23 protein-coding genes, 2 tRNA genes, 1 other RNA gene and 1 pseudogene are annotated in these 24802 nt (G+C 60.5%); 19 read left to right on the top strand and 8 right to left on the bottom strand.

The window, feature by feature from the left end; translation table 11 throughout:
* From QP922_RS05030 to QP922_RS05015, 4 genes and pseudogenes are all read left to right on the top strand, one after another.
* Nucleotides 1-169 (top strand): annotated as a pseudogene (locus QP922_RS05030) (IS3 family transposase); the annotation flags it as partial.
* A 261-nt stretch (nucleotides 170-430) separates the two neighbouring features.
* Nucleotides 431-583: a hypothetical protein gene (locus QP922_RS05025; protein WP_284808168.1), complete on the top strand. Its 153-nt coding sequence runs from the start codon at nucleotides 431-433 to the stop codon at nucleotides 581-583.
* A 129-nt stretch (nucleotides 584-712) separates the two neighbouring features.
* The gene (locus tag QP922_RS05020; protein WP_284808167.1) at nucleotides 713-1180 is read left to right on the top strand and encodes a helix-turn-helix domain-containing protein; all 468 of its coding nucleotides are present in this window, start codon (nucleotides 713-715) and stop codon (nucleotides 1178-1180) included.
* 40 nt (nucleotides 1181-1220) lie between these two features.
* A complete protein-coding gene (locus QP922_RS05015; protein WP_284808175.1) occupies nucleotides 1221-1793 on the top strand; it encodes a PIN domain-containing protein in 573 nt (190 codons plus the stop codon).
* Between the two features lie 103 nt (nucleotides 1794-1896).
* On the opposite strand, the gene QP922_RS05010 is transcribed toward QP922_RS05015, so the two are convergent.
* Nucleotides 1897-2316, bottom strand: a complete 420-nt coding sequence (locus QP922_RS05010) for an organic hydroperoxide resistance protein (protein ID WP_284808166.1) — start codon at nucleotides 2314-2316, stop codon at nucleotides 1897-1899.
* A gap of 65 nt (nucleotides 2317-2381) precedes the next feature.
* On the bottom strand, nucleotides 2382-3710 hold the full coding sequence (locus QP922_RS05005) for an AAA family ATPase (protein ID WP_284808165.1): 1329 nt from the start codon (nucleotides 3708-3710) through the stop codon (nucleotides 2382-2384).
* A gap of 294 nt (nucleotides 3711-4004) precedes the next feature.
* On the opposite strand from QP922_RS05005, the gene QP922_RS05000 reads away from it, so the two are divergent.
* The 5 genes from QP922_RS05000 (at nucleotide 4005) to QP922_RS04980 (ending at nucleotide 9496) form a co-directional block, all read left to right on the top strand.
* Nucleotides 4005-4078: transfer RNA gene (locus tag QP922_RS05000), tRNA-Ile, on the top strand.
* 116 nt (nucleotides 4079-4194) lie between these two features.
* Complete coding sequence (locus QP922_RS04995) at nucleotides 4195-4644, top strand: Panacea domain-containing protein (RefSeq protein WP_284808164.1); 450 nt, start codon at nucleotides 4195-4197, stop codon at nucleotides 4642-4644.
* A 514-nt stretch (nucleotides 4645-5158) separates the two neighbouring features.
* Nucleotides 5159-6235 carry a trimeric intracellular cation channel family protein gene (locus QP922_RS04990; protein WP_502869587.1) on the top strand — a complete coding sequence of 359 codons (1077 nt, stop codon included), beginning with the start codon at nucleotides 5159-5161 and terminating at the stop codon, nucleotides 6233-6235.
* A 46-nt stretch (nucleotides 6236-6281) separates the two neighbouring features.
* Nucleotides 6282-7886, top strand: coding sequence for an ABC transporter substrate-binding protein (locus tag QP922_RS04985; protein ID WP_284808162.1), 1605 nt, complete (start codon nucleotides 6282-6284; stop codon nucleotides 7884-7886).
* A 53-nt stretch (nucleotides 7887-7939) separates the two neighbouring features.
* Entirely contained in the window at nucleotides 7940-9496 is a 1557-nt protein-coding gene (locus QP922_RS04980) for a mechanosensitive ion channel family protein (protein ID WP_284808161.1), read from the top strand.
* A gap of 134 nt (nucleotides 9497-9630) precedes the next feature.
* On the opposite strand, the gene QP922_RS04975 is transcribed toward QP922_RS04980, so the two are convergent.
* On the bottom strand, nucleotides 9631-11298 hold the full coding sequence (locus QP922_RS04975; RefSeq protein ID WP_284808160.1) for an alkaline phosphatase D family protein: 1668 nt from the start codon (nucleotides 11296-11298) through the stop codon (nucleotides 9631-9633).
* A gap of 127 nt (nucleotides 11299-11425) precedes the next feature.
* Between QP922_RS04975 and QP922_RS04970 the strand changes: the two genes are divergently transcribed.
* From QP922_RS04970 to QP922_RS04960, 3 genes are all read left to right on the top strand, one after another.
* Nucleotides 11426-12097 (top strand): excalibur calcium-binding domain-containing protein, encoded by a 672-nt coding sequence (locus QP922_RS04970; RefSeq protein ID WP_284808159.1) that lies wholly within the window; start codon nucleotides 11426-11428, stop codon nucleotides 12095-12097.
* A 10-nt stretch (nucleotides 12098-12107) separates the two neighbouring features.
* The gene (locus QP922_RS04965; protein WP_284808158.1) at nucleotides 12108-12911 is read left to right on the top strand and encodes a serine hydrolase domain-containing protein; all 804 of its coding nucleotides are present in this window, start codon (nucleotides 12108-12110) and stop codon (nucleotides 12909-12911) included.
* A gap of 338 nt (nucleotides 12912-13249) precedes the next feature.
* On the top strand, nucleotides 13250-13699 hold the full coding sequence (locus QP922_RS04960; protein WP_284808157.1) for a hypothetical protein: 450 nt from the start codon (nucleotides 13250-13252) through the stop codon (nucleotides 13697-13699).
* A 3-nt stretch (nucleotides 13700-13702) separates the two neighbouring features.
* Here QP922_RS04960 and QP922_RS04955 read toward each other — a convergent pair whose 3' ends face one another.
* On the bottom strand, nucleotides 13703-14482 hold the full coding sequence (locus tag QP922_RS04955; RefSeq protein WP_284808156.1) for an HAD-IIA family hydrolase: 780 nt from the start codon (nucleotides 14480-14482) through the stop codon (nucleotides 13703-13705).
* A complete protein-coding gene (locus tag QP922_RS04950; RefSeq protein WP_284808155.1) occupies nucleotides 14479-14781 on the bottom strand; it encodes an acyl carrier protein in 303 nt (100 codons plus the stop codon). Before QP922_RS04950 ends, QP922_RS04955 begins: the two co-directional genes overlap by 4 nt.
* Nucleotides 14782-14807: 26 nt before the next feature.
* On the opposite strand from QP922_RS04950, the gene QP922_RS04945 reads away from it, so the two are divergent.
* The gene (locus QP922_RS04945) at nucleotides 14808-15821 is read left to right on the top strand and encodes an alpha/beta fold hydrolase (protein ID WP_284808154.1); all 1014 of its coding nucleotides are present in this window, start codon (nucleotides 14808-14810) and stop codon (nucleotides 15819-15821) included.
* A gap of 240 nt (nucleotides 15822-16061) precedes the next feature.
* Here QP922_RS04945 and aceE read toward each other — a convergent pair whose 3' ends face one another.
* Nucleotides 16062-18818, bottom strand: a complete 2757-nt coding sequence (gene aceE / locus QP922_RS04940) for a pyruvate dehydrogenase (acetyl-transferring), homodimeric type (protein WP_070670324.1) — start codon at nucleotides 18816-18818, stop codon at nucleotides 16062-16064.
* 172 nt (nucleotides 18819-18990) lie between these two features.
* Between aceE and QP922_RS04935 the strand changes: the two genes are divergently transcribed.
* The gene (locus QP922_RS04935) at nucleotides 18991-19428 is read left to right on the top strand and encodes a DUF3052 domain-containing protein (RefSeq protein ID WP_070670261.1); all 438 of its coding nucleotides are present in this window, start codon (nucleotides 18991-18993) and stop codon (nucleotides 19426-19428) included.
* A gap of 110 nt (nucleotides 19429-19538) precedes the next feature.
* Nucleotides 19539-19614: transfer RNA gene (locus tag QP922_RS04930), tRNA-Val, on the top strand.
* Nucleotides 19615-20042: 428 nt separating this feature from the next.
* On the opposite strand, the gene QP922_RS04925 is transcribed toward QP922_RS04930, so the two are convergent.
* Nucleotides 20043-21008 carry an SURF1 family cytochrome oxidase biogenesis protein gene (locus QP922_RS04925; protein ID WP_284808153.1) on the bottom strand — a complete coding sequence of 322 codons (966 nt, stop codon included), beginning with the start codon at nucleotides 21006-21008 and terminating at the stop codon, nucleotides 20043-20045.
* Nucleotides 21009-21018: 10 nt separating this feature from the next.
* Entirely contained in the window at nucleotides 21019-21510 is a 492-nt protein-coding gene (locus QP922_RS04920; protein ID WP_284808152.1) for a low molecular weight protein-tyrosine-phosphatase, read from the bottom strand.
* Nucleotides 21511-21615: 105 nt separating this feature from the next.
* Here QP922_RS04920 and QP922_RS04915 point away from each other — a divergent pair, with 105 nt between their 5' ends.
* The 4 genes from QP922_RS04915 to rnpB all read left to right on the top strand — a co-directional run bounded on the left by QP922_RS04915 (nucleotide 21616) and on the right by rnpB (nucleotide 24776).
* Entirely contained in the window at nucleotides 21616-22464 is an 849-nt protein-coding gene (locus QP922_RS04915; RefSeq protein ID WP_284808151.1) for a Nif3-like dinuclear metal center hexameric protein, read from the top strand.
* Nucleotides 22465-23181: a zinc ribbon domain-containing protein gene (locus QP922_RS04910; RefSeq protein ID WP_284808150.1), complete on the top strand. Its 717-nt coding sequence runs from the start codon at nucleotides 22465-22467 to the stop codon at nucleotides 23179-23181.
* Complete coding sequence (locus tag QP922_RS04905; protein WP_284808149.1) at nucleotides 23178-24323, top strand: bifunctional RNase H/acid phosphatase; 1146 nt, start codon at nucleotides 23178-23180, stop codon at nucleotides 24321-24323. Before QP922_RS04910 ends, QP922_RS04905 begins: the two co-directional genes overlap by 4 nt.
* A 15-nt stretch (nucleotides 24324-24338) precedes the next feature.
* Nucleotides 24339-24776: RNase P RNA component class A (rnpB, locus tag QP922_RS04900), an RNA gene on the top strand.
* The last annotated feature ends 26 nt before the right edge of the window (nucleotides 24777-24802 follow it).

The following is a 24802-nucleotide window of genomic DNA, read 5'->3' as shown; positions in this document are numbered from 1 at the left end:
TGACCGTAAGCGCTGGGCGACCCGTGATGCCGCACGCAAGGCCGTTGCCTACTGGATTGAAGTCGTCTACAACCGCCGGCGCCGGCACTCCGCACTCGGAATGGTCAGCCCCGTCGACTTCGAGAACCACGCCGGCTCAATCAACAGCAGAAAAGAAATAGCTGCCTAACCACTAGGTAGCTCCACTACGTGTCCACGATTTGCGGGCAACCCCAATACGCAGCAAGTGGAGCACTGGAGTGGCCTCTAGGCATTCGCGCACAACTCGGTTGTCCTTGAGAAGAGTCTCACTGCTAGGTGAAAGACGCTTCAGGTGTAAGTGTCATGCTGGGAAAGGAGCGCTGAAGGCTTCCTCTACGCAGATTCTCCACGAGCGCTAATCTCTGAGATAAGCAGGCACTGACTACTGAAGGACAAAGGACGGATTAAATTGACAAAGTCAACCGTTTCAAAGCCAGACAGCATTAATACTTCTGTAGCTCAGGTACAGAACATGGATGAGGAAGACCGTCGCCGCTACGTCGAGTACTTAGGGCGGGAGATTGCCAATTGGTCCGCGGATCTTAACCGCCGTCTAGCTTGACCAAAGGGCTTAGGGGGTGCCGAATTGGGGTAGTTTGTGGTTACGTACGTGCGGTATGGCTACGATTGGAGGGGATTTCACTTGTAAGTGTAAAAATGTTGTTGGTGTGGTAGAGAGGAAGGAGCGCCGGTGAACTCCGCTACCTTAATTAATGATCGGGTGATGATCGACGATGCTACGGTCGAAGACCTTAAGTCGTTACCTTCTCTTGGTACTGCGACTTTTCGAGCGACAGATGCGGAAGGGCGCGCGGTCACGCTGCCTACCGATGTGCAGCGACTGATTTCTCAAGTTTTAGCTTCTGTCGCGCAGCGCGGTGAAGTTACCATTTCACGCGTACCCGAGGAGCTTACGAGCACCGTCGCTGCGGAGATTTTGGGTGTCTCCCGTCCCACCCTTATGAAATGGGTTAAAGAGGGAAAGATAGTGGCTCACAAGTGTGGAACGCACACCCGTTTTAAGCGCGATAACGTGCTGGACCTGAAGCGGAAGCGGGGTGAAGAGCGTATGCGTGCCTTCAACGAGTGGCGCGCGTTCGAAGAAGAGAATCAGGGCTTTTTCTCGGAGTCCAAGGCAGGGCAGCAGGGCGAATCGTGAGGTTCTGCGAGGGGCGAGCGAACTTACTATCTTTGTGACTATGCCGCAGAGAGTATTCATTGATGCAAACGTCTTAGCGAGCCGGACGATTCTTGATTGGCTTTTTGCGTTGCAGTGTTTATCAAGGGGGATGTTTACTTTTCATACCTCGCAGGACGTGCTCGCGGAGACTACGCGGGCCTTGCGGCGAAAGTATCCCTTTGCTCCCGGAAGAATAATTGACCACCGCATCACGAAAATTAGTGCTGTGGTGGAAGAGATCATTCAGGACTTTCCAGGCGAGCTGCCTTTCGATGGTATGGACCGCGACGACTACCACGTTCATGCGGCCGCTGTTGCTTCGCATGCCGACATCATCCTTACAAATAACTCGAAGGAAGATATAACAAGGTCTCCCGATGTGCAGCATTACGAGATCCTAGGTGCGGATGAATTCTTAATGCTTGTTCACGACTCCGCGCCTCAGCTAGTCCTGACGTGTACGAAGCAGCAGCTCGATTATTGGCAGACCCAAGAGAACTTCAGGGGTTTGGATGATGCTCTGAGGCGTGCGGACTGCCCCAATTTTGCACGAGCGGTGAGAGAAGCTTTGAAGACTCTCGCACGCCAGTAGCCACGCCGGTTCACTGGAACGGGGGCAGACGTCGCGGGAGAAATACCTGGCACTGGCCCCTGAGGATGGGACCTAGAGCCTGGCTTGGTGCAGGTTTAGTCCTTTAGTCCTGGGCCACGGTAACGCTGACGTCGATGTTGCCGCGGGTGGCCTTGGAGTAGGGGCACATCTCGTGGGCGGCGTCGGCAAGCGCTTGGGCGTCTTCCGGGGCCGTGCCGGGGATGGTGACCTCGAGCTCGACGCTGAGGAAGAAGCCCTCGGAAGCGTTGTTGAGGGTCACGCGCGCGCCGACGGCGGAGTCGGTGATGTCAACGCCCTTGTCCTTGGCCACGGCCTTGAGCGCGGAGTGGAAGCAGGCGGCGTAGCCGGCGGCGAAGAGCTGCTCGGGGTTAACGCCCTCACCGCTGCCGCCCATTTCCTTCGGGGCGGTCATGGTGAAGTCGAGGTCGGAATCCTGGACCACGGTGCGGCCATCGCGGCCGGCGCCAGTGGAGAGTGCTTCGGTGGTGTAGGCGGCGGTCATGAGTAACTCCTTTGCTCGTTGAGGGGTTCTGTGGCCGCCGATTGTACGCGGGAAAGTAAGACAGCTCACTCGTTCGCGGTGACGAGCTCCTTGAGGGCATCGAGGGCCTCAAGCGGGGCGGTGCCGTAGCGCTCAGTGAGGAAGCGGTGGGTAGTGTCGGGGTTGTCGAGGGAGACATCGGCAAGGTTGTGCAGCTCGGATTCGCCGGCGGCAGTCTTCTCCACGGACCAGAAGCTTTCCGGATTAAGTCCTAGCTCGGCAGCGCGCTCGAGCACGCTGAAGGTGTGGGAGGCGAAGATGAGCTGCGCGCCGTTGACGTTGATGCTGGGCTCGCGGAAAGCTTGGATGATGAAGTCCAGCAGGGCTGGGCGTAGGTAAGAATCGAGCTCGTCAGCAACCAGGATGCCGCCGCGGCGCAGGACATCGAGCACAAGCGGCACGGTGGCCATCCACGTCTGCGTGCCGCCGGATTCATCGGTAAGGCTCAGCGAATAGTGTGCGGACTCGCCCTTGTGCTCGACGATGATTGCATGCAGCAGGGATTCAATTTCGGCGTCGGAGTAGGCGCGGAAGGCGTCGGGACGTCGGATAGCGCCATCGGTGCTGCTCAACGCATTAATGACCGGGCGCATCTGGCAGAAGACATGCCGTGGGATCTGGTCCTGGTTGAGCCGCACGGAATGGATGCCGGCATCGGCCGCGCGCAGCAGCGGGGCAGCCTCGTGCAGGCGCAGCTTGCCCTCACGAATAAGGGCGGTAAACCGCGCGGCATAGTTAGCCGCGGAATGCGCATGCGGCAGGTACGCCACATCATGCACCAGCGCGCGGGCCAACGGGGCGAGCACGGGGTGCTCATCGCGCAAACCGACAGACAGAATTAGCTCGGTGTCTTCAACAGAGCCAAGCTTGGCGACGTCCCCCTTATCCATAAACGTCCGCGTCCACTGCGTTTCCTCCCCGCGACTGCGCACAAAGCAGGGAGTCCAGCGATTCGCCGGGACGCGGCTGAGCCATTCGGTATGCACACCGGTGTAGCTCCACTGGAAACCGTAGAGGTAGCGCACCCCATCAACCGCAAACTCCAGCTCAAAGGTGCTGGGGCGGCGCTGGGTGGTGGGGTTGAGCCGAAACGGCGCGTGGGGCAGCTGGTTGGGCGGGGCATCAGCGAGCCACTTCGTAGCCGATAAGGAAATAGCTCGCAGCGCGAAGTTCAGCGCATCGAGCACGCTGCTCTTTCCCGACGCCGTCGGGCCCACCAGCACGGTGATGGGCTGGCTTACCGTGGCCCAGCCATCTTCGGGCGGCGTCGAGTGCGTCCAGTGGTGATAAAACGACAGCGTTTGCGTTGCGCGGATGCTGCGGAAATTCGACACGCTGAAGGAAAGGAGCCTCATGTCCGCTACGCTACACAAGCCTGCGCGGCCGTTTGAGAGAGGGCCTGCTGCGTCGGCGCAGGAATTCGCCGACTAGTGCCGTGGCGGAGTACATTTCTAACAAATAACGCCCCAAAAACTCGAAGATCCAGGGCCTTAAATGATCGATCCGTACCGGCCTTTAAGAACAACGACGAGGAGCGGCAAATTGCTGTTTTTCTACCCTGCCGATTAATGTTGCGGGGAGCGGATTCACTGCTGAACGTGGCGCGGCTGGCTTGAAGTCTGGTGCGCACATGGAAGCAGGGAATACGCGGGGCTATAGCTCAGTCGGTTAGAGCTACGGACTCATAATCCGTTGGTCCCGGGTTCGAGCCCCGGTGGCCCCACAGTAGGCAGCCTCTTTTCCTTGGGGTGAAACACCTTTAGTATGACAATGCAACGTTGTGCTGGGTGTATGTCCAGACCTTGTTGTACTCTGACGGGGAAGGAAGGGAGGACTGTCATGGAACAGCATACGGCGCGGCAGATTGCCGAATGGTTCGTCGCGTGGGCGGACGAAACTGATGATGCTGAGATAACGCAGCTTAAGCTCCAGAAGCTTCTGTATTATGCGAAAGGCCTGTATATGCGGTCCTCTTCGGGGGTTCCGCTATTCCACGAACGGATGGAAGCTTGGGCGCACGGCCCTGTAGTCGTGGATATCTATCACCAGCTAAAACACTACGGAAAGCTTCCGATTAACCCAGATGAGTTTGTCTCAGAGGATTTTGACTGGGATGACTATCGTGACGTTGAACAGGATCTGATTGAGGTCTGGGATAAGTACGGACCATTTTCTGCATGGGCGCTGCGGAATAAAACGCACACGGAATCTCCTTGGCAAAGAAACTTTGTAGAAGGCGAGCGGGGGCTGGAAATCACTGATGCCGATCTAAAGAGCTATTTCTGCTAGCCGTGGGCAAGAATAAACGAAGGGGGACTCGCCCAGTTCGCGTAGCAAGAAGCACACCAGAGAAGGGCGTTCTTGATGCTCTAGGCAGTACTCGAGAGGAATATCCGCTTTTATCCACTAGGTTTCTCCAGAAGGGGTGGGGCTTTGAAGAGATGGATGATTCCATGCGAGCGGAGTTCTTAGAAAAGTGGCACAGGCGGTCTGTCCTCACATGGAAAGAATTGACGCAGCATCCAAAACATGGGCTGGGCTCTGAATACATCCCTGCTACTGCCATTAAGCCTGACATCCCACAGCCTTTTCAAGACTTATCGCGGTTTAGGGTCTACCGCCACAAGGGAAACTTGCCGTTCGTGGGCTGGAAAGATAGGGAAGTGTTCTACGTAATCTGGATTGAGAACACGTATGGCAAGTTGTACTCGCACTAGCACGACACTGCTTCCTTTCTCACTGCAGCATCCACAGCGCGGGTCAGCGTGCCCTTAATGCGAGAATCGGCGCGCTACCCGTTACGATGACCCACATGAGTGTTGAGATGGACCCGTTAATCGAGTCGCTGTATTACTGGTCCGACATTATCGGCGTCCTTCTCATGGGCATGATTGGCGGCACGATGGCCCGCCAGCGCGGCTATGACATCGTGGGCTTTTTCTTCATCGCGATGTTTTCCTCCTTGGGCGGCGGCATGATTCGTGATGTGCTCATTAACCGCGGCACGGTGGCGGCGATGAGTCAGCCGGAGTACCTGTACCTCGCCTTCACGGGTGCGCTCATTGCCCGTTTTGTCTACTTCAAGGGAAAGACCTGGGATTACGTGCAGTCCCATGGTGATGCGGTGGTGTCGGCCCTGTGGGCGTCGACAGGCGCGCTCAAAGCCATCGCCTATGGCTTGCCCTTCATTCCCTGCATCATGATGGGCGTGTTTACGGCCACGGGTGGTTCCATGATCCGTGACATTGCGATGGGCCGTGAGCCGGCGGTGTTCGGTGACAACACCCCCACCGTGATTCCGGCGGTGGCGTGCGCGCTGGTGGTGCTGGGTGCGAATTCCACGGGGCACTTGGCGTTGGGCGTCATTATTGGCCCCATTGTCTCCTTTGTATTGACCATGCTGGGTATTTGGGCGGGCTGGCGAGTGCCGGCTCGTCAGGAGTGGGCGCCGGTGAATGACACCGCGGCCTATGTCATGGTCATGGCGCGCAAGGCGGAGAATAAGGGCCGTGCCGTCGGCCGCCGCCTGGAGCCGACCAAGCTGCGCGCGTGGCGCCACAATCAGATGGAAAAAGCCCTACAGCGCCGAATTGAACGTGAGGTGCGCGCAGGCAAGCGCAGGGCCGACGCGACTATCGACGCCTCCGACTTCCTCGATTCCTTCAACGAAGAGGTCGCCGAGATGTCCGCGGAGATGGCGGCGGCCTCCTCCGATACCGACTCTGACTTCGGTGTAGACCTTTCTGGTGATTCTTATGATGCTCAGAACACTGATGGCCCCACGCCGCGTGAGCTGTTGGACCGAATTTTGTCTGATGACAAGCTCACCGATGAGCTGGTGGAAAAACTTATGCGGCGCTATGAGAAAAGAGATGATTAGAAGCTAATAAATACGTTAAGGTAAGTGGGTGCGAGAGGAGTCAAAGGTGAGAATTGTTCGGCTGAGCCACAGAGTAGTGGCAGCGCTGACCGTAGTGTGTGCTGCGGCAGCTGTGTCTACTGGGTGTACTGCGGACACCTCACCCGTGGACACTGAAGGCCTAGACCTTATCACCACCGATATATTGGAACCACCAAATTCTCTCATCCCAGCAGACTCCAATGATGTTTGCGGACACACCATTATCAATCTGGTGTATTCCGGCCTGATGTACCTGGACAAGCGCGGGACCCCGCACTACGACATGGCGGAGTCCGTGACCCAGGTCAACGATACGACCTATGACGTGGTCATCCGAGACGACGCAGTCTTTGCCGATGGCTCCGATGTCGATGCCGAGGACTTCGTGGATACGTGGAATACTGCTGTGCGCCAGTCCCTGCTCTCGGCCCATCATTTCGAGCCGATTCTGGGATTCCATGAAGGCCAGAAGAACATGCGCGGGCTGAAGGTGACAGGGAAGAAGTCCTTCCGCATTGAGCTTTCCCGCCCCACCAGCGGCTTCCTCGAGCGCTTAGGTTATTCGGTGTTCTTCCCCATGCGTTCCGAGGATCAGGATGAGCTCAGCGAACGCGGTACCGATCCCATTGGCAACGGGCCATATGTCTTGGCCTCGTGGGAGCACGAAAAAGCGCTGACCGTGGTGCCCAATCCGCGCTACACGGGCCCGCGCACTCCGCAGAATGAGGGCATCAAGTTCGTGATTTACCCTTCCGAGGGGCAGGCCTATAAGGACTTGGTGTCAGGAGACTTGGACGTGCTCGTCCACATTCCGGCGGAGAAGCTCGGCACCTTTGAGGAAGAGTTGGGTTCGCAAGCTTTTAGCAGGCCAGTGGGTTCCATGATGGAAATCACCATCCCGGCTAATGATTCCAACTTCACCGGCGAGGCAGGTCGCCTGCGCCGCCGAGCGTTGTCGATGGCCATAGACCGCGAGAAGCTAGCTAGTGAGCTGTTTTATGACACGGTGATTCCAGCGAATGGTTTTATCGCGCCGCTGCATGGAGAGATGCCGCCAGCACCGCAAGATGCGGAGGCGTTGACTCACCAGCCAGACAAGGCCCGCGAGCTCTGGGCCAAGGCAGAGAAGATGGATCCCTTCGAAGAGACCTTCAGCATTGCCTACAACGTCGACGGCAGCCATAAGGAGTGGGTCGATGCAGTGGCGAAGCAGATGACGGATACCCTCGGTGTGCAGGTGGAAGGCCGTCCCATCGATACCTTCAAGGAGCTGCGTCAAGAGGTCACCGCGCGCCATATCACCGGCGCGTTCCGCACCTCTTGGCAGGCGGAGTACCCAGACGAGTCGTCCTTCCTAGCGCCGCTGTTTGCCTCCTACTCGGCGGCAAATGAGTCTGGTTTTGAGAATCCGGAGTTCGATAAACTGCTGGAGAAAGCCGGTAAGGCTCGAACCAAGGACGAGGCCCACGAGTATTATGCCCAAGCTCAGGACCTGCTGGTGGAGGCGATGCCAGCGATTCCGTTGTGGACGTCGAAGTCCTTGGGCGCGTATGGCAAGGATATTGTTCCGGCAGGATACACATGGAAGCCAACGCCCAATTACTATCTGATTCACCGCGCTGAGCGCTAAGGCAGTCTGGTTCTCCAAGGCTTCTGGCAGCATTGAGGTCTACTCTTGGTGCAATGCTGAAGTTTTACATGTTCGCCATCTGGCAGGCTGTTGTCGACCACGGTTTGCCGCTTCTGGGCATGCTGCTCACGGCGATTCTCATTCCTCGCATCGGCCGTTTGGCCGTGCGCGTAATCGAGTCTCGGCTTGATGAGAACGAGGAGTCAACCAAGGCGCGCCTAGCGCTGGCCGGCGCGCTGGTGTACGTGGCCCAAGCGGTGGCGTATTTCCTTCTCATCGTTGCGGCATTGGCTAACCTCGGCGTGCCGCCCCTGGGAGCGGCCATCCCCGCAACGGTCGTGTCTGCTGCCGTTGGTTTCGGAGCGCAGAGCATTATTGGTGATTTCCTCGCGGGGTTCTTCATTCTGTCGGAGAAGCAGTTCGGCGTGGGCGATTACGTGAGCTTCGACGGCGTGACGGGCGTGGAGGGCACCGTGGTGTCCTTGACCCTGCGCACGACCACCGTGCGTACCCCTACCGGCGAAGTGGTCATGGTGCCTAACGGCTCGGCGGGCGTGGTGACGAACTTCTCGCAAGAGTGGTCACGTGCAGTGGTGGATATCGCCATCCCGGTTCATGAGGGAGATAACCTGCCGGACATTACTGCGCGTGTGGAAAAGATTTCGGAACATGCCATCCGTACCCCGGATATTCGCGCGGATGTGGCCGGCGAGCTGGATGTTCTCCCCGCTACCGGAATCGTGGCGCCGACCGTCGCCGGCCAGCCGTGGCAGGTCAAGTACCGCGTGCTCGTGCAGGTCAACCCTGCGCGCCAGTGGGCAGTGGAACGCGCCATTCGTTCGGCCTTGCTGGCCTCCTTCTGGGACCTGTATAAGCTGCCGAACCCGGAAGCTATCCCGGATGATATCCCTGTGGACCTGAACGAGGCGCCCACGACGGTCATGTCGGCAGCGAAAGCGCAGGATGCGGACAAGACCGCAGAGTCTGCTGCAGAGTCGCAGGAAGCGTCACAGGCGGTGTCCGGAGCCGTCGCCAAGACGGACACGAGCAATGACAATGGGCCGGGCCGCCCAGCGTATTCGGACAGCGACAAGGACGAGGAGCCGGACGAGTACGGGCGAGGCGTCTGGCGTGCGGATAAGCCGAAGAATAAGTGGGCCTATTTCTGGACGGTAGGTGGGCGCGTGAGGGCGTCGACAACCGGCCTCCTGGCAGGCCTCGGCGTGGTTGGTGCGCTGTGGCTGGCCTCCGCGAACCCGGATGGTGTGGATGCCGGATGGCTGTCTCCATCGCGCTGGATGAGTGAGATTACGGAATCCGCAGTCCCATCCACGGAGTCCGCTACGCCGGAACCCGCGCCGAGTGAGCACGAGACGCCGGCAAGTACTCTTCAGGAGCCCACCGCAGAGGTGACGGACGAGGCGACGGAGGATGCCCCGCAGGACGAGACCTCCCTTGCACCAGCACCGGTGGATACTCCTGAAGCAGTAGAAGGTGGCGGTTCGGGCACTGAGGGTGCCACGGAGACCGCCACGGGTTTCGAGGAATCCCACGTGCCGGAGACGGCGGTGGCGACTGCCGACGCCACCGAGCCTTCTACCGCGAATTAACGGGAGGCTCACCGTGGGAGACGCTCGGGAGAGAGCGCATGAGACATATGAGTGATAGGGATGCAACGCGGTGAAGCGTTACATCTGATTTATCGGTCCCCGAGGCCCCTTCGTTACTGGCTTCAGGGAATTAATTAATTGATAAAACCTACGCCCGGCTTAAAGGTCATCGACACTGCTTCATGAACCGGGGAATCCGGTGTGAGCAGGTCCTCGACGCGCATCCACCGCATGTGGGCTTCCTCGCGAGTGACGGTGACGAAGCTATAGCCGTGGCTATCCAAGTCCACGTGCTTGCAGTGCGGATTGGCCGTGCGCAGAACTTGCTGCGCGGTGTGGGACACGGCATTACCCGGGCGCATGTTGAGCGCCTCGTTGATATTGGGCGCAGAAATGGAAGCGCACACCATCTCTGCTCCTACGATGCGGTCGCCCTTGGAGATGGTGTGGGCCCATTCGGTGTGGATGTCCCCGGTGAGGAAGAGGGTATGGTCCGGGAGGACGTCGATAAGCGCACGGCGCTCCGCGGAATACCCATCCCACTGATCCCCATTGACGGGGATACCCGTGATGTTGCTCGTGAGGGCATTGGCCACCTGCGCGGTGACGGAATTCTCCTGCAGCGTTACCAGGTTGAGCGGGGCAAACATGACGGAATTGCCCAGCAGCTTCCACGTGGCCTGTGAGGTCTCAATCTTGCCCAGCAACCAGGTGTACTGTTCCGACCCCAGCATCGAGCGGCCTTCCTCAGTGAAAGCCACGGGGTTCCAGGAGACCTGTTCATCGCGGTAGGTTCGCAGGTCCATCATGGTCAACTCCACCAGATCACCAAAAGTCAGCGAACGGTAGAGATGCCCTGCCTCAGACGGCGCGGTGGCGCGCACTGGCATCCACTCGAAGTAGGCGCGCATCGCCGCTGACTGACGCGTAACCCACGGGCCTTCCGTAGCTGGGTCGTGGTTCTCCGCGCCGTTGGCCCAGTTATCGTTCGCAATCTCGTGGTCATCCCACACTACGATCCACGGCAGCGCGCCATGCGCGGCCTGCAGGTCCGGGTCGGTACGGTAACGGCCGTAGCGCGTGCGGTAATCCGCCAGCGTCGTAATCTCGTGCGCCGGGTGGTGCAGGCGCACCGGGCCGAAACCGGAATAGGCCCCGGAGCGGTATTCATAAATGTAATCGCCCAAAAAGACCATGTAATCGAGCTGGTCTGCATGAGCGCGCTGCGCGATGTCACGGTAGGCACTGAAGAAGCCCGATTCCCAATTTGCGCACGACGCCACCCCAAAAGTGAGCTTCTCCGGTGACGCGCTCGCCGCCGGTGCAGTCTTGGTGCGGCCGATGGGGGAGGAGACCCCATCCACGAGGAAACGGTAAAAATACACCGTGTCCGGCTCCAGACCATGCGGGTCCACGTGCACCGTATGGTCATGCTCCGCAGTGGCTAGGGTGTGCCCGCGCTTGACGACGTCCCCCATCTCCCCATCCCGGGCCACCTCCCATTCCACGGTGACTGCGGGGCCAAGCCCGCTGCCGGGGAGAGCCTCATCTGTGGGGGTCACGCGCGTCCACAAGATAACCGAATCTGGAATCGGATCTCCTGAGGCCACGCCGTGGAGGAAGGGCAATTCGCCTTGTGGCGGTTCCACCAAGCCGAGTGAAGCGGTGGAGTTGGGGTCAGCAGCGGATGCAGATGAGGCGGCGAGAGAAGCGGCCGTGGCGGTGGCCAGGCCGGAGGCGTGAAGGAGGCGGCGACGAGAGAAGGAACGGCGCATGCCTACACGGTTTCTCCACTGAAGCATTAGCGCAACTTGAGGCCTGAGAATTCGCCCGCTGGTTAAAAACCGTTTTCCCGCATGTTACGAAGGCTTTACCCCAAGGGGTGGAAGGATTTCCAGAAGTCGAGGTTTATGGCTATAACTTATTTTTATGAAGAAGTTCTCTCGCGCGGTTCTCGCCGCATCTTTGTCTGTATCTCTGTCCTTGTCTGTCGTTACCCCAGCACACGCGCAGGTCGACGCTCCCGCTGTGGAGCCGGCCACCTCGGAAGCTTCGGTGTCTGAATCCTCTCCGTCTGAATCCTCGGTGTCTGAGCTTGGCGGTGAGCTGTCGTCTGACCTGAACGTGGAATCGTCCAGCAAGGAAGAAGCCGGCGATGTTGAAGGCCAGCAGTCCTCTCAGGGCGAAAAGATTGCCTTGGGCCTGGGCATCACCGCTGCTGTTCTCGCCGCCGTCGCTGGTGGCGTGTACTGGGCCGTGCAGCAGGGCATCATCCCGAACCCGCTGCCGGGAGTCATCCCGTCGCCGCAGAAGCCAGCACCCGCTCCGGCCCCGGCTCCTGCACCCGCTCCGGCCCCGGCCCCTGCGCCGAAGCCCGAGCCTGCTCCGGCCCCTAAGCCTGCGCCTCAGCCAGCTCCTGCGCCGAAGCCGGCTCCGAAACCTGCACCTGCCCCGGCACCGCGTCCGGCTCCTGCCACCTACGGTCGCTGCCTCGATGTGTGGAACGCACTGGGCCGCCCCATCTACCCGAGCGACCCGGGTTTCCAGTCCAAGTTTGACCGCGATGGTGATGGCGTAGGCTGCGAGCGCGATCCTCGTTAAGCTAGAGCGCATGAGCGCTTTTTCTTCCATCGAGTCCTGGCCTGTCGATACCGTCGCCGGTGCACTGCTGCACCGCGGCGAGGTAGTGGAGCAGGTGGGTGATACCTCCCGCCGCTTCCCTGTTGCGTCAGTGACCAAGCTGGCGGCCGCCTATGGGGTGATGGTGGCCGTGGAAGAAGGTGCGGTGGAGCTGGACCAACCAGCTGGTCCTGAAGGCTCCACGCTGCGCCATCTTTTGGCGCATACCTCCGGCGTGGGCTTTGATTCCCGCGAACCGCAAAAACCCGTAGGGGAGCGGCGTATTTATTCCTCGGCGGGCTATGAGTGGGCCGCGGAGGTAGTGGAGAAAGCCACCGAGATTCCTTTCCCTGAGTACCTTGCTGAAGGTGTCTGTGCTCCTTTGGGCATGTCCGCCACCACGCTTGAAGGATCTGCTGGGCATGGTCTGACGTCCACCGTGGAGGACCTTGTCGCTTTTGCCCGTGAGGTGCAGTCCCCACAGCTGCTGGACCCCTCAACGGTGGCTGAGATGACACGCGTCCAATTCCCTGGCCTGCGGGGCATTGTCCCAGGCTATGGCAGCTTCAAGGACTGCACATGGGGGCTGGGCTTTGAGATTCATGGCGAGAAAGACCAGTGGATGGGGAGCTTGCCTTCCGATGCTGTTGGCCACTTCGGCATGAGCGGCACCTATCTCTGGGTGGCGGGCGAGTGGGCCATGGTGGCGTTGACTGACCGCGACTTTGGGGACTGGTGCAAGCCTCTGTGGGCAGAGACCAACACGGCCATCTGGGAGGAATGCCAGTCCCGCTAGCCGCGCCGGGAAGGGCCCCGCGCGGTTGGGGAAGCTGGTCCGCGCGGGGGTAGTGAGGGCGCTGTGGCCGCGGTACATCTGCGTGGCTTATGTAAACGCTTGTGATTCTAGTGGCGCATGAGGTGACATTAGAGGGTGAAGTCTCAAGCTCCACTTGAGGCTGTGGGGGCTTAAGTGCAGGTTGAGGGTTGATGGGGTGCACGTGGCAGGGGGAAAATTGTGGTCACACTTCAGACGCACCGCAGGTGATGCAGACAAGTTCGTAGGGGAAGACGAAGCTCGTCTTGCGTCGGCTTGAGTCGGCGTGCCATCACACGGACGTCAAAGGAGACACAGGAGTGAATCTACGCGTTCACCCGCAACAGGCTGACGCATCTGCGTCGGTCTCGTCAGCGAGCCCAGTCGGTGACTCGCAAGCTTGCCCGGCAAGCAGCTGGCCGAATCGGGTCAGCGGTGAGGTCTGCACAGCCGTGCTGCAGATTTCAGGCATGCCCCGCTGCCTGCGCCCAGCCATCGAGCGGGCTATGGCGCGCTGCATTCGCAGCGAGAGTGAATTCATCGTGCCCGGCGATGATCCCCTCACCGCGCAGTGGTGCACCCGCTGGTGCCGCGATGCCGATTGGGACCCCGTCAGCGGGACGTCGCTGGGCGGCGCCGCACGCGGCGTAGGAATCGGCTGCCGTCAGGTGCTTACCGGCACGCCCAGCGAGCTGGAGGCCCTGAGCCGTGCGGTGGAGATGCTGGCAGGGGAGTACGGTTTCCGGGCCGTCGTCAAGCGCGCCGCCTAAGCCCTAATCCTCGAAAGGATCGAAGATGCGCTCAGGAAGGTCCGCCACGGAATTGATGATGCGCGTCGGGCGGAACGGGTAGCGTTCAATATCACGGTCATCACTGATACCTGAGCGCACGAGGATGCTGCGCATGCCGGCCTCCAAGCCAGACTTGACGTCAGTATCCATGCGGTCACCAATCATGACGGTATTCTCCGAGTGCGCGCCGATGTTGTTCAGCGCGCTGCGCATCATGACTGGGTTCGGTTTGCCCACGTAGTAGGGCTCGCGGTTCGTTGCCGCGGTAATCAGCGCCGCAACCGCGCCCGTGGCCGGGAGCACGCCCTGAGGAGCAGGACCCGTGACATCCGGGTTGGTCGCGATAAAGCGCGCGCCATTGCGGATGAGATTAATGGCGGTGGTGATGGCCTCAAAAGAATAGGTGCGCGTCTCGCCCAAGACCACGAAATCCGCGTCGGTGTCATTGAGAATCCAGCCCGCCTCATGCAGCGCGGTGGTGAGGCCAGATTCACCCACGACGTAAGCCGTGGACAGCCCCGCCTGATTCGAGAGGAACGCCGCGGTAGCCGTCGCCGAAGTCCAGATGCGCTCTGCCGGGATATCCAGGCCGGTGTTCTTCAGGCGTGCGGAGAGATCGCGCGGCGTCGACATCGAGTTATTAGTCAGCACCATGTACTCGATGTCATTATCTTTCAGCGCCTGGATGAAGGCGTCCGCGCCGGGAATCATCTCCCCTTCCTTGATGAGGACGCCGTCCATGTCAGAGAGATAAGAAATCACGAGTGTTCCTCCAGATAATCAGCAAGGTCGCCCACCGTAGCCACGGAGAGCATGGTTTCTTCATCAAGGCGCACCCCACAGGCCTCTTCGAAGCGAACGGCCAGCTCAATGCGCTCCAGTGACTCCACCCCAAGGTCTTCTAGAAGGGCATCGCGCTCCAAGCCTTCCTCGATGCCCGTGACTTTCGTGATGAGACGAGTGAGTTCGCCGTACGTGTCGCCGGCAGGTGCCGAATCGGTATCTTCGGCTGGTGCTGAGCCGAAGCGGGCTGCGAGTTGTGCGGAAAGGTCGTTAGCCATGTGCATCAGTCTAGTATTGAAATGTCATGGTTTATCGAGCACGCTCCTCCGCAATCGCCCGCAGCTGGACCCGCCGGGTCCGCCCCCAGATGCGCCGCGTCGAGCATACTGTTTATTCGCAATTACACGATCTCACCACGGAACCAGGGCTGACGCAGGTCAGTGACTATGGCTTCGTGGACAACAATGGCGTGCGCGTGGCGTGGTATGAAGTTGGGCCTTCCGATGCCGCGGTAACCGCTGTTTTTATTCATGGATACTGTTTGTCTGCGGAGAGCTTCTACTCCCAAGTAGAGGACGTCCGCGCGAATTATCCCTCGGTGCGCTGCTTGCTTGTCGACGTCCGCGGCCACGGCCGCACCACCCACGTCACCCCCTCCGAGTGCACGGTTCAGGGCGCAGCTGATGATGTGCTTGCCGTGATTGCTGAGCGTGCCGCTTCCGGCCCTCTCGTCGTCTTGGGCCATTCCATGGGCGGGATGATTGCCCTCAATCTCCTTCGGCGCGCACCTCGACAGGTGGCCCAGCGCATTGACGGCATGGTGCTGGTGTCGACCTCCATGCAGCGCTTTGCCGCAGAGGGGGTTGCGCGAATCCTCGAAACACAGTTTATGAAGGCGGTGTACCGGACTTGCTTGCGGCTTCCAGAACGCGCAAACACCGCGCGCTTTGAGATAGCCGCCGTGGTGGCCCCAGCTTTTGCGGCGCTCTTGCAGGGCTTCCCCCAGATGGACAAGCTACAGTTCCACGTGTCCATGCTGCTCGATACCCCGATGTCGAGCTATTCCGGTTTCTTCGATGACCTCGTGGAGCACTCCGAATTCGGTGCCGCCGCGCGTCTGCGCGATATTCCGGGCGAAATTGTTGTGGGCAAACAGGACATTGTCACCCCTCACCGCCAATCCGAGGTCATTGCCCGCCACTGGCCTTCCGCCAACCTCACCGTTATCGATGGTGCTGGGCACATGGTCATCCTGGAAGAGCCCAGTGAGGTGTCCAAGGCGTTGGGCCGAGTTCTCGATCGCGTACTTGGCGGCTAGTCCCCGCTGCTGGTGGCGGTTGGGCTTTGTATTGGCGTTGGCTGGGTCTCCTGTGGTGGTCGAACCGCCCGTTCTGCCAAAGTTATAGCCTCTGATTCAAGATCTGGCCAGAACTTTGGCAACAACGACAGTTGGCTCCCCTGGGTTTAGGCAAGAAGAATGCCCCTCCCGCCCAAAATGGGGCAGAAGGGGCTGGAGGGCTTGGGGCTGTTAAGCCCTAAGCCTTATTCCGCATCAGGCTTAGTCCTCATCGGTGGACCGGGAGGTGGTGGCCGTCGGGTCATCGAGCTTCAGGTCGCGAGCAGCCTGCTGCACGACGCTGCGCTCGACCTTGCCCTCGCGAGCCAGGCCCTCGAGGACGGCGACAACGATGGACTCGGCATCGTTGTTGAAGAAGCGGCGAGCGCCTTCGCGCGTATCGGAGAAGCCGAAGCCATCTGTGCCCAGGACGATGTAATCACCCGGGACGTAGGGGCGAATCTGCTCCTGCAGGTCCGTGGCGAAGTCGGAGACACCGATGAACGGTCCCTCGAAGCCCTTGAGCTGGGTGGTGGCGAAGGCCTCGGTCGGGGCTTCACCCTTGCGCAGGGCCTCCTGGTTGCGGGCAGCGCCATCGCGGGCCAGGTTGACCCAGGACGTGACGGAGAACAGAGAAGCCTTGACGTCGAACTGCTCAGCCAGAATCTCCTGCGCACGCAGTGCCTCATACATACCGACGCCGGAAGCCAGGATGTTGGCCGGGATGGAGCCAGACTCAGCGGTGTTGTAGTGGTAGATACCCTTGTGCAGACCCTCAACGTCGAGGTTCTCCGGCTCAGCCGGCTGCTTCACGGGCTCGTTGTACACGGTGAGGTAGTACATGACGGGCTCGTGGTCCTCGCCGTACATGCGCTCGATACCGCGCGGAACAAGGTGAGCAATCTCGTAGCCGAAGGCCGGGTCGTAAACCTCGACAGCCGGGTTGGTCGACGCCAAAATCGGGGAGTGACCATCCATGTGCTGTAGGCCCTCACCGGTCAGGGTGGTGCGGCCGGCGGTAGCACCGATGATGAAGCCGCGGCCCAGCTGGTCGGCGGCGGCCCAGAAGGCGTCGCCAGTGCGCTGGAAGCCGAACATCGAGTAGAAGATGTACAGCGGAATCATGGCCTCGCCCTGCGTGGCGTAGGACGTTGCTGCCGCAGTGAAGGAAGCGGCAGCGCCGGCCTCAGAAATACCCTCGTGGAGGATCTGTCCATCCGTGGCCTCACGGTAGGAGAGCATGAGGTCATGGTCCACCGGCACGTAGTTCTGACCACGTGGGTTCCAGATCTTCAGGGTCGGGAACCAGGAGTCCATACCGAAGGTACGGGCCTCATCCGGGATGATCGGCACCACGCGCTTGCCCAGTTCCTTATCGCGCATGAGCTCCTTGAAGGTACGGACCAGAGCCATGGTGGTAGCCACATCCTGCTTGCCGGAACCCTTGCGCACCGAACGCAGCTTAGACAGGTCTGGGGTGGTCAACGGGGTGAAGTTCTCACGGCGCTCCGGAAGGAAGCCGCCGAGCTCTTTACGACGCTCCAGCATGTACTTGATTTCCGGAGTCTCCGGACCCGGGTGGTAGTACGGCGGCAGGTACGGATCAGCCTCCAGCTGCTCATCCGTAATCGGGATTCCCTGCTTATCGCGGAAGAGCTTGAGGTCCTCCAGGGTCAGCTTCTTCATCTGGTGGGTAGCGTTGCGGCCCTCGAAGTTGTGGCCCAGGCCGTAGCCCTTAATGGTGTGGGCCAGAATGACGGTCGGGCGGCCGGTGCCGGCGTAGCTCAGAGCCTTGTCGTACGCAGCGTAGATCTTGCGGTAGTCGTGACCACCGCGGCGCAGTGCCCAAATCTCATCGTCAGTCATGTCCTCGACCAGCTTGAGCGTGCGCTCATCGCGGCCGAAGAAGTGCTCGCGGACGTAGGCGCCGTCGTTGGCCTTGAAGGTCTGGTAGTCACCATCGGAGGTGGTGTTCATGATGTTGACAAGGGCGCCTTCCTTGTCGGCGTCGAGAAGCTTGTCCCAGCCACGGCCCCACACGACCTTGATGACGGACCAGCCAGCGCCGCGGAAGAAGGACTCCAGCTCCTGGATAATCTGGGTGTTACCACGCACGGGGCCATCGAGGCGCTGCAGGTTACAGTTGACCACGAAGGTGAGGTTATCCAGCTCGTAGAGGGACGCCATCTGCAGCAGACCGCGCGACTCCGGCTCATCCATCTCACCGTCACCCAGGAAGGCCCAGACGTGCTGCTTCGAGGTGTCCTTGATGCCGCGGGTCTCCAGGTACTTGTTGAAGCGAGCCTGGTAGATAGCATTAATCGGGCCGAGGCCCATGGACACAGTCGGGAACTCCCAGAAGTCCGGCATAAGGCGCGGGTGCGGGTAGGACGGCAGTCCCTTGTCCTCGCCACGGGAGTGCTCCTGACGGAAGCTGTCCATATCCTCCTCGGTCAGGCGGCCTTCCATGAATGCGCGGGCGTACACACCCGGGGAAGCGTGGCCCTGGAAGAAGATCTGGTCACCACCAGACGGATCGTCCTTGCCCTTGAAGAAGTGGTTCAGGCCAACTTCGTAAAGCGGGGCAGCGCCCGCATAGGTAGAGATGTGGCCGCCCACGCCAATGCCTGGGCGCTGTGCGCGGTGCACCATGATGGCTGCATTCCAACGAATCCAGCGGCGGTAGCGCTTCTCCAACTCCTCATCGCCCGGGAACTCCGGCTCGAGAGACGTGGGGATGGTGTTTACAAAGTCTGTGGAGGTCAGGGACGGCAGCGGTACACGCTTTGCCGTGGCGCGCTCCAGCAGGCGCAGCATGAGGTAGCGGGCGCGCTCCGGATCGGAAGAATCCAGCAGACCGTCGAGGGAGTCCATCCACTCACGGGTCTCTTCCGGGTCGTTATCGTGCAAGTACGCGGCTACACCATCGCGAACGATGGGGAAGTTGGAGTCGCCGTTGACAGCGTCCAAGTCGGCCATGGAATCCTCCTGGTTCGTGGTACAAAGATCTGTCACAAGGATACGCGCCTCCTTTTGGGGAGACACGTCGAGGCCCCCACGGGTGGTTTTACAGGGGAAAATGTCCACTTCTAGGCAGATTTGGGGGCGGTTCGACGCGAAAAACTGCACCGCAGACGTTAAAATACTCTGCATGACAACGACGACTCCATCGGAAGGAACTCAACGCGTGACCGGAACGGCAGCCAAGCTCGGCATCACAGAGGGACAGATTGCCCTCGAGCTCGGGTGGGATGAGGACTGCGATTCCACGATTTCCGAGTCCATTGAGGACGTACTGGGGGATGACTTCCTTGACGAGGAAACCGACGAACTGTGCGACGTTGTGCTGCTGTGGTGGCGCGCTGAGGATGGCGACTTGGTTGACGGCCTTGTAGACGCTACCCGCCCCCTCGGGGACTCTGGCCGCATTTGGCTGATGACCCCGGGCGCTGGTAAGCCGGGCAACTTGGAGCCGGGCGAGATTTCTGAATCCGCTCAGCTGGCCGGCCTCGTACAGACCAAGGCTGAGCGCCTCGGCGAGTGGCAGGGCTCCTGCCTCGTTGCGCGCGGCTACACCAAGAAGCCTTAAGGATTAAGGCGAAAAGCCTGTTCAAGTGGCATTCGCAGCAACAAGAGGAACCCTGATTTGTTGCTGCGGGTGCCTATAAGCTAATCTTGTGCGAGCGCACCAAGTGCACTGCGGCTTTAGCTCAGCTGGAAGAGCAACTGGTTTACACCCAGTAGGTCGGGGGTTCGATCCCCTCAGGCCGCACCAAATGAAACCCCTTTCCGTTAAGTTGGAGAGGGGTTTCGTCGTGCTCGGACGGCGCCCGCGCTAGAACAGCAAACACGTATTGATAGGGATGGCATTGATGCGTAAACAGAAAAGCGCAGCCTACTGGTGGAGCGTTACTGTCGTTGTAGTGCTGTTTATCGCAACGCTTGTAATCAATTATCTAGCAGGACTAAGTGCTGATGAATCATACTTTGGAGCACATTGGTGGCATCGTCTGGCGTGGGTTACGCCACTGTTGTTCTTGGCTTCTTTGATTTGGGCCTGGTTCGAGCACAGGAAGGCGCATCGGTATCCTCATTGACCCGTATTTAGTAGCGTCGGGAGTGAATGAGAAGGCCTGCTTGCCGATTCGGAGACATTCTTCTTCACTACCGTTGATTGGCCACACTGCTTCAGGCATGTCTTCGCTAGAAGCGTTCGTGGCTGCGCTCGCGGATTCTCTCGTAGAAGTCCGGCTTGGAGGTTCCGTACCGTGAGCGGGTACGCCGCGAGGAGGCTGGAGCTGCGTCCGTGGAGGGTGCTGTGGTGTCAGGCTCGTCCTGCTTCGGAGTAAGAGACTGCGAGGACTCTGACTCGGAAGGGTAAGTCTCGTCGGTGGTGGGGCCATCGACTGCAGCGGCAGCGGCAGCAAGTGCAGCTTCCTCCTCGCGGGCGCGGCGGCGTTCCCTAATCTCAGACCAGACGAAATATGCGAAGCCCAGCGGCGCCATGATGCCGAAGGCAATCCACTGGTAGCCATAGGACAGGTGGTTGCCGCGGTCCAGCTTCGGGATCGGGAGAGTATTGAGCTCACCGGGCTGATCGGCGGTGAGTTGGAGGTAGTCGTGGGCGAGGGGGACGTCGATAAGCTCCGCGATCTGTTCCGTATTGATGGAATAGACCTGCGTGTAGCCTTGCTGCTCAGTCGGGGCGGAGGTGTGTTGAGGCTCATTGACGCGGGCCATGGCCTCGATGGTGACCTCCGCGCTCGGAGCCTTGTCGATGTGGGGCACGGCGTTGCCCTCATCTGTGGGCACCCAGCCGCGGTTGACCAACAGCGTCATGCCCGAGGTGGTCTCAAAAGGCACGAGCGACTGGAACGCAGGGCTCGACCCCACCGGGCGCAAGCGCAATAAGACTTCCTGGTCGGGGAGGTAGTGGCCGGTCAGCTCAGCGCGCGTCCACTCCTTGTTGAGAGCGCCGTCGGCGGAAAAGACCTCCTCAATTGGCTGCGGATCGGAGTCGTAGGCTTCCTCAATGAGGTGGTTGCGCTCCACAATCTGGTCGTCCTTGCCCAGCTGCCAGGGTGCGAGCACCGTGAAGGTGAAGTAGCTAAAAGCGACGACAAAGATGAGCAGGAGTACCCACCCAGGCTTGAGGAACGTCTTGAGCATGAGGCCCAGTCTAGTCGTGCTGCTGGCGAATCCAATCGAGCAGGCCCGGCACCGCGGCATCAATCTCCTTGCGGGTGCGCTCGAAGTCCTCCTCGGTGCCGTAGAAGGGATCCTCTACGCTGGCATCCTCCGGGGAATTCGGATCGAAGCTGCGCATGAGGCGCACCTTCTCCTCAGGGATGCCGCGCTCAAGGAGGGCATCGCGGTGGCCGGTATCCATGGCTACGAAGAGGTCGGCGTCCATGTGCTCCTCACCGAGCTGGGCAGCACGGTGGCTTGCACCATCGTGGCCGCCGCGGCGCAGCTCCGCTACCGCGCGCTCATCGGCTCCCTGGCCCACGTGCCAGCCGCCGAGGCCGCACGAGGAGACGCGGGCCAGAAGATCGAGCATGTCGGTCTCCATGGCATCGCGGGTAATGATTTCCGCCATCGGTGAGCGGCAAATATTGCCAGTGCACACAAAGACGATGTGGAGCTGGTTATCGTTCTCCGGAGGCGTCATGGAGGGGACTCCTTACAATATCGAGGGTGCGCTGGCGAACGAAAGCTAGGATATAGCAGCAACGCGACTGACGTGAAACCTACCTTCAACTAAGGAGCAAACGAGATGGCAGAACGCACGACTGTCGGCGAAATCCGCCGCGTGATCCATGAGGCCTACCCACCAGAATTGGCCGAATCATGGGACGCGGTGGGACTGGTCTGTGGCGACCCGCACGCTGAAGTCAGCACCGTGGCCTTCGCCCTCGACTGCACACAAGAGGTAGCGGATAAGGCCGTGGAACTCGGCGCGCAGATGCTCATCGTGCACCACCCGCTGCTCATGCGCGGGGTAACTTCGGTCGCGGCGGATACTCCGAAGGGCAAGGTCATCCACACCCTCATCCGCAATGGCGTGGCGTTGCTCTCCGCGCACACCAATGCGGACAAGGCTCGCCCCGGCGTTAACGACAAGCTGGCGGAACTCGTCGGTATCACGCCCGGCCGCCCCATCGTTCCGGTAGAGCCTTATGACAACCTTGAGGAAGCCCTCGGGCTGGGGCGCATCGGTGAGTTGCCGGAGGCCATCACGTTGCGCGAGTTCACCCAGTGCGTGGCCGAGGCTCTCCCGAAGACCGAGTGGGGCGTGCGTGCGGCCGGTGATCCGGAGCGGATGGTCAAGCGCGTGGCAGTCTCCAGCGGTTCGGGAGACTCCTTCCTCGATAAGGCAGCTGCATTGGGCGTGGATGTTTATGTCACGTCTGACCTGCGCCACCACCCGGTGGATGAGCACCTGCGTGCTGCCCACCTCATGGATCCGGAAGGCCCGGCCGTGGTCGATACTGCCCACTGGGCCAGCGAATTTCCCTGGACCGCCCAGGCGCGCGATATTGTGGAGAGCGTATTGCGCGTGAAGACCGAGATTATTGATCTCCGCACCGACCCTTGGACGATTTCTGCGCAGAAGGAGAACTAAATGAAGCTGTCACAGGACCTGCAGCAGACCTTGCTCGAATTGGCCACCCTGGAGCGCACCCAGGCGCTGGGTGGTACCGCTACCATTCCGGAACAAGAGGAATACGAGAAGGCTCAGGCCGCACACGCCCGGCTTATCGACGCCTCCGGCTCCGCCCAACTCGCCGTCGACGACATGGAGCTGGAAATCCTGCGCATCCAGGCCGATGAGCGCAAGCTGCGCCAACGCGAGCGCGACGACAAGGCCCAGCTGGGTGCGGCTACCGACCCAGAGCAGCGCAAGGATCTCGAGCACGACCTTTATGCAGCCAAGTCCCGCATCGCAGACCTGATGAGTGAGCTGCAGGAAGCCCACAACGAAATCCACGCTCTGCGCGCCAACCTGGATGTTCATGGCGCTAGGGTCTCCGATTCTGAGCGCAAGCTCGAGGTGCTCAAGCGCGCAGCTGAGGCTGCCCGGGAAGCCGCCGCAAACCAGCCGGATCCGCAGGTGCGCATCAACGAGCTGCGTGAGCAGCTGCCAGCGGACGTCCTCGACGAGTACGAGACCGTGCGTGAAGAAAATGGCGTAGGTGCAGCGGCGTTCACCGGCCGTGCCTGCGGCGGTTGCTTCATCGTGTTGCCGCCGGCTGAGCAGAACGCGGTGCGCAACGCGGCTGCCGACGTCCTCCCACAGTGCGGCGACTGCGGTTCCTACCTCGTGCGCCCGGCATCATGAAACTCGTCATCTTTGCTGACGGTGGCTCCCGCGGCAACCCCGGCATCGCCGGCTCCGGTACTGCGGTCTACAACGAGGACCGCTCGCAGCTGCTGAAGGAAATCGCCTACGTGGTAGGCCAACAATCCACCAACAACGTGGCCGAATACCATGGCCTCCTCCGCGGTCTGGAGGCCGCCGTAGAGCTGGGCGCGGACGAGGTGGAGTTCTATATGGACTCCAAACTCGTGGTGGAACAGATGAACGGGCGCTGGAAGATCAAGCACCCCGACATGCAAAAACTTGCCCTTGAGGCACGTGGCCTGCTCAACCAGATTGGCAGCTACACCCTCGAGTGGGTTCCACGCGCTCAGAACTCCGTGGCCGATGAACTCTCCAACGTCGCCATGGATGCTGCCGCGAAGGGCGAACCCGTTGGCATCCTCGATATGGGGAGTGGGGAGGCGGGGGAGGCGTCGCCAAGCACTGCGCCTGCGGAAACCGCAACCGATTCCTCGACGGCCTCCGACTGGCGCCTCGAGACCGGCCCCGTGACGCGTTTTATCCTGCTGCGCCATGGGCAGACGCCGATGTCTGCGGCTAAGCAGTACTCCGGCCGCGCGAACCCGGAGCTCACCGAATTGGGAAAGAAGCAGGCACTCGCTGCCGCCCAGGCTCTGGCCGATACCCACATCGACGCCGTCGTCTGCTCCCCGTTGCGCCGCTGCCAGCAGACCGCGGCCGCGGTAGTGGAAGGCCGGGACCTGCAGGTTGAGACCGTGGAGAAGCTTATCGAGGTGGACTTTGGCCGCTGGGAAGGCAAGACCTTCGCCGAAGCTGACGCCGCCGACCCTGAGCTCCACGCACGCTGGCTGCAGGATACCTCCGTATCCTGCCCCGGTGGCGAGTCCCTGCGCGCGGTCCACCGCCGCGTCAGTGCTGCCCGTCGTGAGCTGCAGAAGCGCTACGAAGGCAAGACGGTCCTCGTGGTTTCCCACGTCAACCCGATTAAGTCCTTTATCCGCCAAGCCCTTGATTCAGGCCCGCAGACCCCGCTCCACCTCTTCTTGGGCCTGGCTTCCTTGAGCGAAGTCGAGTTCTTCGATGACCGTGGTGTCCTGCACCGTTTCAACGATGTGGGGCATTTGAGCGCACTGGGATAAACTAACAGGCGCGAATGAGCCGACCGGGTAAACGCGTTCCGTCGAACCGGCCCCCTTCCTGGGGCAAGGCGCGGGCCGAGGAAAGTCCGGACTCCACAGAGCACGGTGGTTGCTAACAGCAACCCGGGGTGACCCGCGGGCAAGTGCAACAGAAAGTAAACCGCCGCGTGCCTCCGCTTGCGCTTCGGCGCGGTGTAGGGGCAAGCGGTAAGGGTGAAACGGTGCGGTAAGAGCGCACCAGCACCGTCAGTGATGGCGGTGGCTGGGTAAACCCCACTGGGAGCAAGGCATCACGGCCCGCCACGCTAGCGGGCCTGATCAGGCGTTAGTAGGTTGCTCGCCGAAGCCTGAAGGTAGCTGCTTGAGCCACCCGGCAACGGTTGGCCTGGATGGATGTTTACCACCGCGCCGTGGTGCGCGGTACAGAATCCGGCTTATAGGTTGGCTCATTCGCTCCTACATTTTTATTTTTTGGAACA

The sequence above is a fragment of the Corynebacterium sp. MSK218 genome, from assembly GCF_030232655.1.
Classification (GTDB): Bacteria; Actinomycetota; Actinomycetes; order Mycobacteriales; family Mycobacteriaceae; genus Corynebacterium.
The sequence above is the reverse complement of the archived record's forward strand: the minus strand, read 5'-3'. Positions and strand labels throughout refer to the sequence as shown.

What these genes read in the sequence shown, in the direction of transcription:
- QP922_RS05015 (WP_284808175.1), top strand. Translation starts at nt 1,221, where the DNA reads ATGCCGCAGAGAGTATTCATTGATGCAAACGTCTTAGCGAGCCGGACG.
- QP922_RS05010 (WP_284808166.1), bottom strand. Translation starts at nt 2,316, where the DNA reads ATGACCGCCGCCTACACCACCGAAGCACTCTCCACTGGCGCCGGCCGC.
- QP922_RS05005 (WP_284808165.1), bottom strand. Translation starts at nt 3,710, where the DNA reads ATGAGGCTCCTTTCCTTCAGCGTGTCGAATTTCCGCAGCATCCGCGCA.
- QP922_RS04995 (WP_284808164.1), top strand. Translation starts at nt 4,195, where the DNA reads ATGGAACAGCATACGGCGCGGCAGATTGCCGAATGGTTCGTCGCGTGG.
- QP922_RS04990 (WP_502869587.1), top strand. Translation starts at nt 5,159, where the DNA reads ATGACCCACATGAGTGTTGAGATGGACCCGTTAATCGAGTCGCTGTAT.
- QP922_RS04980 (WP_284808161.1), top strand. Translation starts at nt 7,940, where the DNA reads ATGCTGAAGTTTTACATGTTCGCCATCTGGCAGGCTGTTGTCGACCAC.
- QP922_RS04975 (WP_284808160.1), bottom strand. Translation starts at nt 11,298, where the DNA reads ATGCTTCAGTGGAGAAACCGTGTAGGCATGCGCCGTTCCTTCTCTCGT.
- QP922_RS04970 (WP_284808159.1), top strand. Translation starts at nt 11,426, where the DNA reads ATGAAGAAGTTCTCTCGCGCGGTTCTCGCCGCATCTTTGTCTGTATCT.
- QP922_RS04965 (WP_284808158.1), top strand. Translation starts at nt 12,108, where the DNA reads ATGAGCGCTTTTTCTTCCATCGAGTCCTGGCCTGTCGATACCGTCGCC.
- QP922_RS04950 (WP_284808155.1), bottom strand. Translation starts at nt 14,781, where the DNA reads ATGGCTAACGACCTTTCCGCACAACTCGCAGCCCGCTTCGGCTCAGCA.
- QP922_RS04945 (WP_284808154.1), top strand. Translation starts at nt 14,808, where the DNA reads ATGGTTTATCGAGCACGCTCCTCCGCAATCGCCCGCAGCTGGACCCGC.
- aceE (WP_070670324.1), bottom strand. Translation starts at nt 18,818, where the DNA reads ATGGCCGACTTGGACGCTGTCAACGGCGACTCCAACTTCCCCATCGTT.
- QP922_RS04935 (WP_070670261.1), top strand. Translation starts at nt 18,991, where the DNA reads ATGACAACGACGACTCCATCGGAAGGAACTCAACGCGTGACCGGAACG.
- QP922_RS04925 (WP_284808153.1), bottom strand. Translation starts at nt 21,008, where the DNA reads ATGCTCAAGACGTTCCTCAAGCCTGGGTGGGTACTCCTGCTCATCTTT.
- QP922_RS04920 (WP_284808152.1), bottom strand. Translation starts at nt 21,510, where the DNA reads ATGACGCCTCCGGAGAACGATAACCAGCTCCACATCGTCTTTGTGTGC.
- QP922_RS04915 (WP_284808151.1), top strand. Translation starts at nt 21,616, where the DNA reads ATGGCAGAACGCACGACTGTCGGCGAAATCCGCCGCGTGATCCATGAG.
- QP922_RS04910 (WP_284808150.1), top strand. Translation starts at nt 22,465, where the DNA reads ATGAAGCTGTCACAGGACCTGCAGCAGACCTTGCTCGAATTGGCCACC.
- QP922_RS04905 (WP_284808149.1), top strand. Translation starts at nt 23,178, where the DNA reads ATGAAACTCGTCATCTTTGCTGACGGTGGCTCCCGCGGCAACCCCGGC.